This window comes from Thioalkalivibrio sp., assembly GCF_041690275.1.
Classification (GTDB): domain Bacteria; phylum Pseudomonadota; class Gammaproteobacteria; order Ectothiorhodospirales; family Ectothiorhodospiraceae; genus Thioalkalivibrio.
Window position 1 is genome coordinate 43,611 of record NZ_JAWLHP010000016.1, and the last position, 7,227, is coordinate 50,837.

General features: G+C 67.6%; 5 protein-coding genes. 4 read left to right on the forward strand and 1 reads right to left on the reverse strand.

Annotation, left to right across the window (positions count from 1 at the left end):
• Positions 1–146 precede the first annotated feature (146 nt).
• The gene (gene metK / locus ACESMN_RS04685; RefSeq protein ID WP_373052429.1) at positions 147–1,328 is read left to right on the forward strand and encodes a methionine adenosyltransferase; all 1,182 of its coding nucleotides are present in this window, start codon (positions 147–149) and stop codon (positions 1,326–1,328) included.
• A gap of 157 nt (positions 1,329–1,485) precedes the next feature.
• Here the strand turns inward: metK and ACESMN_RS04690 are convergent, their stop codons facing one another.
• Entirely contained in the window at positions 1,486–2,205 is a 720-nt protein-coding gene (locus tag ACESMN_RS04690) for an arginyltransferase (RefSeq protein ID WP_373052430.1), read from the reverse strand.
• Positions 2,206–2,384: 179 nt separating this feature from the next.
• Here ACESMN_RS04690 and metH point away from each other — a divergent pair, with 179 nt between their 5' ends.
• From metH to ACESMN_RS04705, 3 genes are all read left to right on the forward strand, one after another.
• On the forward strand, positions 2,385–6,176 hold the full coding sequence (metH, locus tag ACESMN_RS04695) for a methionine synthase (protein ID WP_373052431.1): 3,792 nt from the start codon (positions 2,385–2,387) through the stop codon (positions 6,174–6,176).
• Between the two features lie 394 nt (positions 6,177–6,570).
• Entirely contained in the window at positions 6,571–6,906 is a 336-nt protein-coding gene (locus ACESMN_RS04700) for a PH domain-containing protein (protein WP_373052436.1), read from the forward strand.
• Positions 6,903–7,226 (forward strand): hypothetical protein, encoded by a 324-nt coding sequence (locus ACESMN_RS04705; RefSeq protein ID WP_373052432.1) that lies wholly within the window; start codon positions 6,903–6,905, stop codon positions 7,224–7,226. The genes ACESMN_RS04700 and ACESMN_RS04705 overlap by 4 nt, the downstream gene beginning before the upstream one ends.
• The last annotated feature ends 1 nt before the right edge of the window (position 7,227 follow it).

The following is a 7,227-nucleotide window of genomic DNA, read 5'->3' on the forward strand; positions in this document are numbered from 1 at the left end:
CCTCTCTGTCGCGCGGATGCCGCTCCGGGCCCCGATCAGGGGTGCCCGGCGGCGCCGCTGCGCTACGCCCCCGCTCTGCCGGTCATCGAGACGCGAACCGCTTCTGCTTCACGTTAACGAACCCTCAACAAGGAGTCCCACTTCCCATGAGCAAACGCTACCTCTTTACCTCCGAATCCGTGTCCGAGGGCCACCCGGACAAGATCTGCGACCAGATCTCCGACGCGATCCTGGACGCCTACCTCGCCGAGGATCCCAAGGCCCGCGTGGCCGCCGAGACCTTCACCACGACCGGCCTGGTGCTGGTGGGTGGCGAGGTGAAGTCCAGCGCCCGGGTCGAGATCGAGGACATCGTCCGTGAGGTGGTCAAGGACATCGGTTACGACAGCTCCGACAAGGGCTTCGATCACGAGACCTGTTCCGTCGCGGTCACCCTGGGCAAGCAGTCGGCCGACATCAATCAGGGCGTCGACCGCCAGCGCCCGGAAGAGCAGGGCGCCGGCGATCAGGGCCTGATGTTCGGGTACGCCTGCAACGAGACCGAGGTGCTGATGCCGGCTCCGATTCACTTTGCCCACCGCCTGGTTCGCCGTCAGGCAGAGGTGCGCAAGAACGGAACGCTGCCCTGGCTGCGTCCCGATGCGAAGAGCCAGATCAGCTTCCGCTACGAGAACAACCGTGCGGTGGCCGCCGACGCGGTGGTGCTGTCGACCCAGCACGCGCCGGAGATCGAGCAGGAGACGCTGGTCGAGGCCGTGATGGAGGAGATCATCAAGCCGGTGCTGGGCCAGGAATGGCTGCATGAGGACACCCGCTTCCATATCAACCCGACCGGCCGCTTCGTCACCGGCGGACCGATGGGCGACTGCGGCCTGACCGGGCGCAAGATCATCGTGGACACCTATGGCGGCATGGCGCGCCACGGCGGTGGAGCCTTTTCCGGCAAGGACCCGTCCAAGGTGGACCGTTCCGCGGCCTATGCCTGCCGCTACGTGGCCAAGAACATCGTGGCTGCGGGTCTCGCCGAGCGCTGCGAGGTGCAGGTGTCCTACGCGATCGGCGTGGCCGAGCCGACCTCGATCGCGGTCGAGACCTTCGGGACCGGCAAGGTGGACGAGAGCCGCCTGACCGCTCTGGTGCGCAAGCACTTCGACCTGCGCCCCTACGGCATTCTGAAGATGCTGGACCTGGAACGCCCGATCTACCGCCCCACCGCGGCGTACGGCCACCTCGGCCGCGAAGACCTCGATCTGTCCTGGGAGCGCACCGACAAGGCGCAGGCCCTGGCCGACGATGCCGGCATGAGCGCCCGGAAGGCCTCGGCCTGACCATCGCGGCGCTGCACGCCACGCCTCGGAATGGAGTTCACCGTCGCGCATCGCCGTGATGGCCGCCTGTACAGCGGGCGCCGGGGTGGCCGGATGCTGGAGTGCGGGAGTTTGCTCCTGCGCTCCAGGCCGGAGGCGGCGCCAGGGTGGACCCGGTTCAACCGTTTGCACCCGCGCCGAGTCGCTGCCAGCGCCCTCCGATCAGGCCCTCCACCGGCTGGAAACGGGTCTTGTAGCCCATCTTGCCGGACCCCGGGATCCAGTAGCCGAGGTACAGGTGTGGCAGGTCCCGGTGCCGCGCCTCCTCGATCTGTTGGAGGATCGCGAATGTCCCGAGGCTCCGTTCCGGGAGATCGTGGTCGAAGAAGGTGTACATCGCCGACAGGCCCTGGGGTGTGTGATCGGTGACCGCGACGGCCAGCAGTACGGGTCCGCGCCGGAACTCGATCAGGAGCACGCCGCAGTTGCGGTCGCTGAGCATTCCGGCGTAGTCGGTGCGGGTGGTGTGTTCCATCCCCCCGCCCGGGTGCCGGCTGGCGAGATAGCGGCGCAGCAGCTGCACATGCTCGTCGAGGTCCGGTTGCGTCACGATGCAGGCATCGAGGTCGGCATTGCGCCGGAGACAGCGGCGCTGCGCCCGGTTCGGCCGGAACGCGTGCACCGGGATGCGAACGGGAACGCAGGCATTGCAGCGGGGGCACTGGTGGCGGTAGACGAACTGGCCGCTGCGCCGGAAGCCACGAGCCAGCAGGTCGCCGTAATGGCGGTCCTCCAGGCTGAGGGCCGGGTCGACCAGCACCGTCTGCATCTCCCGGTCCTCGAGGTAGGGACAGGTCTGCGGCGCGGTCAGGTACCAGTTGATGGGGCTGCTCTGCACCCGCCTATCGTGACAGCTCCAGATGCCGGCGGGAAAGTGGGCCGGCGGAACCCCGGTAAACGGGCTCCGGAGCCGCCGCGTCCGGCCGGCATCCGTAAGCACCCGCACGCGCGGGGCTTACCCGGTGCGTCCGGGGGCTTGTGGTATTTTTCGCGAACTTTGAAAAGGTTTTGGTTGTAATGACAACGAGCAAAGAGCAGATCGAACAGGCCCTCGCCGAGCGCATCCTGATCCTGGACGGCGCGATGGGGACGATGATCCAGGAATACCGCCTGGAGGAGGCCGACTACCGCGGGGAACGCTTCGCCGACTGGGCCAGCGACCTGAAGGGCAACAATGACCTGCTGACGCTGACCCGCCCGGACGTGATCAGGGCGATTCACGGCGACTACCTGGCGGCCGGTGCCGACATCATCGAGACCAACACCTTCAACGGCACCCGCATCGCGATGGCGGACTACGCGATGGAGGATCTGGTGCCGGAGCTCAACCGGGAGGCCGCGCGTCTCGCGCGCACCGCCGCCGACGAGTGGAGCGCGAAGACGCCGGAGCGGCCGCGCTTCGTCGCCGGCGTGCTCGGGCCGACCAACCGGACCGCCAGCATCTCCCCGGACGTGAACGACCCGGGCTACCGCAACGTCGATTTCGACACCCTGGTCGCCAACTACCGCGAGTCGGCCACGGCGCTGATCGAGGGCGGGGCGGATCTGCTGCTGATCGAGACCGTCTTCGACACGCTGAACGCGAAGGCCGCGGTCTTCGCGCTGGAGACGCTGTTCGAAGAGACCGGGCAACGGGTGCCGGTGATGATCTCCGGCACGATCACCGACGCCTCCGGGCGTACGCTGTCCGGGCAGACCACCGAGGCCTTCTGGAACAGCCTGCGCCACGCGCGGCCGGTGTCCTTCGGCCTGAACTGCGCCCTGGGTGCGAAGGAACTGCGCCAGTATGTGGAGGAACTCTCGAAACTCGCCGACGTGGCGGTCTCCGCACACCCGAATGCAGGCCTGCCGAACGAGTTCGGGGAGTACGACGAGAGCCCGGAGCAGATGGCGGCCGACATCGGCGAGTGGGCCGCATCGGGCTTCCTGAACATCGTCGGCGGCTGCTGCGGCACCACTCCGAAGCACATCAAGGCGATCGCCGCGGCCGTGGCACCCCATGCACCGCGTGCGATCCCCGAAAACGTGCCCGCCTGCAGGCTCTCCGGCCTGGAGCCGCTGAACATCGACGCGGACTCGCTGTTCGTGAACGTCGGCGAGCGGACCAACGTGACCGGCAGCCGGCGCTTTGCCCGCCTGATCCGCGACGAGGATTACGAGACCGCGCTGGAGGTGGCCGCGGAACAGGTCGAGAACGGCGCCCAGATGATCGACGTGAACATGGACGAGGGCATGCTGGACTCGCTGGCGGCGATGGAGCGCTTCCTGAAGCTGGCCGCCGCCGAACCGGACATCTCGCGGGTGCCGGTGATGGTCGACTCCTCGAAGTGGGAGATCATCGAGGCGGGCCTGAAGTGTATCCAGGGCAAGGGCGTGGTGAACTCGATCTCCATGAAGGAGGGCGAGGAGAAATTCATCGAGCAGGCGCGGCTGGTGCGCCGCTACGGGGCCGCGGTGATCGTGATGGCCTTCGACGAGAAGGGCCAGGCCGACACGCAGCAGCGCAAGGAGGAGATCTGTGAGCGCGCCTACCGCATCCTGACCGAGCAGATCGGGTTCCCGGCCGAGGACGTCATCTTCGACCCGAACATCTTCGCGATCGCCACGGGCATCGAGGAACACGACAACTACGGGGTGGACTTCATCGAGGCGACCCGCGGGATCAAGCAGCGGCTGCCTCATGCGCTGGTGTCCGGCGGGGTATCCAACGTCTCCTTCTCCTTCCGCGGCAACGATCGGGTGCGGGAGGCGATCCACGCGGTCTTCCTGTACCACGCGATCCACGCGGGCCTGGACATGGGCATCGTGAACGCCGGCCAGCTGGCGGTCTACGACGAGATCGACCCGGAGCTGAAGGAGGCGGTCGAGGACGTGGTCCTGAATCGCCGCGCGGACGCCACCGAGCGTCTGCTGGACCTCGCCGAACGCTACCGGGGCGGCGGCGGTGCCGCGAAGAAGGAGGACCTCGCGTGGCGGGAGCTGCCGGTGTCCAGGCGACTGGAACACGCGCTGGTGAAGGGCATTGACGCCTACGTGGTCGAGGACACCGAGGAGGCCCGCCTGGAGGCGGAGCGCCCGATCGAGGTGATCGAGGGCCCGCTGATGGACGGCATGAACGTGGTCGGCGATCTCTTCGGCGAGGGCAAGATGTTCCTGCCCCAGGTGGTGAAGTCCGCGCGCGTGATGAAGAAGGCGGTCGCCCACCTGATCCCCTACATCGAGGCCGAGAAGACCGGTGACGGCGACAGCAACGGCCGCATCCTGATGGCGACGGTGAAGGGTGACGTGCACGACATCGGCAAGAACATCGTCGGCGTGGTGCTCCAGTGCAACAACTTCGACGTGATCGACATGGGCGTGATGGTCCCGGCCCAGAAGATCCTGGACACCGCGCGCGAGGAGAAGGTGGACATCATCGGCCTGTCCGGGCTGATCACCCCGTCGCTGGAGGAGATGTCCCACGTCGCCGCCGAGATGCAGCGCCAGGGCTTCGAGGTTCCGCTGCTGATCGGTGGCGCGACCACCTCGCGGGCGCACACGGCGGTGAAGATCGAGCCGCATTACGCCGCCGGCCCGGTGGTCTGGGTGAAGGACGCCTCGCGTGCGGTCGGCGTCGCGCAGAAACTGATCAGCCCGGGACTGAAGGAGAAGTACGCGGCAGAGATCCGCGACGAGTACGCCGAGCTCCGCAAGAGCCTGGCCGGGCGCAAGAAGCGCGTCGAATGGCTGACGCTGGAAGAGGCGCGGGACAACCGTCCGGTGATCGACTGGAGCGCCTACGAGCCGGTGCGCCCGCGTGCGCTGGACCCCGACTGGCAGCCGCCTGCGGGGGTCGAACGTCTCCAGCCCTACGGTCCGGACTCGGTGCTGCTGCGGCTCGACGACTACGACCTGAGAGAGGTCAGCCGGCACATCGACTGGACGCCGTTCTTCCACGCCTGGCAGCTCCACGCCGCCTATCCGCGCATCCTCGACGACGAGGTGGTGGGCGCGGAGGCGCGCAAGCTCTTCGAGGACGGGCAACGGATGCTCGAACGGATCATCGAGGAGCAATGGGTGCGCCTGCGCGGCGTGGTCGGTCTGTTCCCGGCGAACTCCGTCGACGATGACGACATCGAGATCTATCGCGACGCGTCGCGCCGCACGGTGCTGAAGCGCCTGCACCACCTGCGCCAGCAGGTGCAGCGGCGCCGGGGCGCGCCCAGCCACTCGCTCGCGGACTTCCTGGCGCCGAAGGAAAGCGGGGTGGCCGACTGGATGGGCGCCTTCGCGGTCAGCGCCGGCGGCGAGGTGGATGCCCGCGCCAAGGCCTACGAGGCGGCACACGACGATTACCACTCGATCCTGCTGAAGAGCCTGGCCGACCGTCTCGCCGAGGCCTTCGCGGAGGCCCTGCACCGGCGCGTGCGGCGCGATTTCTGGGGCTATGTGCCGGACGAGGAACTCGACAACGAGGCGCTGATCCGCGAGCGCTACCGCGGCATCCGCCCGGCCCCCGGCTACCCGGCCTGCCCGGAGCACACGGAGAAGGGCCTGCTCTGGGAACTGATCGACCCGGTCCGGAACGCCGACATGACGCTGACCGAGAGCTACGCGATGCTGCCGGTCTCGGCGGTGTCGGGGTGGTACTTCGCCCATCCCGAGGCGCGCTATTTCGGACTCGGGCAGATCAACCGCGACCAGGTCGAGGACTACGCGCGGCGCAAGGGCTGGAGCATCGAAGAGGCCGAGCGCTGGCTCGCGCCCAACCTTGGGTACGAGCCGGTCGAGGTGGAGGAGGCGGTGCCACCGGCGGCCAGGACGGCCTGACCCCGGCCTCGACCCTCCCCGCCGGCGGGGAGGGTGTTACTCCCTCTCCCGGTCGCGGGAGAGGGACCGGGGTGAGGGCCGGGGGCCGTGGGTACGACCCCGGCATTCGGTTTCCGGGTCTGCCTGGGATGCCCCTCCCAGGCCTCCGCCGCTCATGGGCGGGCATTGCCGCTTTTTCCTCCTGCCGGAGTGTCCGCTCACGCTTGGCCGTGGCTTCTGGCAAACTTGGCGCTGACGGATTGCCAAGGGGAGGACCATGTCAAACGATAATCAGCCGTCCTACGATTCCCACCCGGCCATGTTCCGGAACCATCCGCTGGGATATCTTTTCATCCTGATATTGATCATTCTGCCGTTCGTGCTCCTCGTGCTGTTCCGGGAACAGATCGCCGCAATGGGCGACTTCCCGCCGGCGCTGCTGCTCGGTGCCACCGGTCTCGGGATTCTGATCCTGCTCTACTGGTTCCTGAAGACCCGGGCCACGCGGCTGCGCATCACGGGGGATGAGGTGCACCTGGAGGAGGGCCTGCTGAGCAAGCACCACGTCGACCTGCATGTGGGTCAGATCCGCGCGGTGCGGGTCTATCAGGACTTGCTGGACCGGGTCTTTCGGGTGGGGCGGATCGAGGTCTTCACCACCGGCGATGACCCCGAGTTCATGGTCGGGGGCATGCCGAACCCGCATCAGGTACGCGACCACGTACGCAACCGCCGGGGGAGCCTCGAGTGAGCGACACCGGTCTGCGCGACAGCCGCTTCGCGCTGCGCATCCTGCTCGGTTTTTCCGCGATCGTCGCCTTTCTGATTGCGCTGCTGGTGCTGGCCGCGGCGACATCGCTGCCGGGGCTCTCGGAGTGGGTCGCGGTCACCTTCGACGACGGCATCGGCCTGCAGAACGCAGCGATCGCGTCGGCGGTGATCAGCGTGACCGTGCTGATCGTGTTCGCGCTGGCGGCGGGGGACGGCGTGATCGGGGAGATCCAGTTCATGATTCCGGGCTTCTTCCTGTTCTTCGTCTTCTTCTGGCTGATGATCGCCTGGGTGTTCTGAG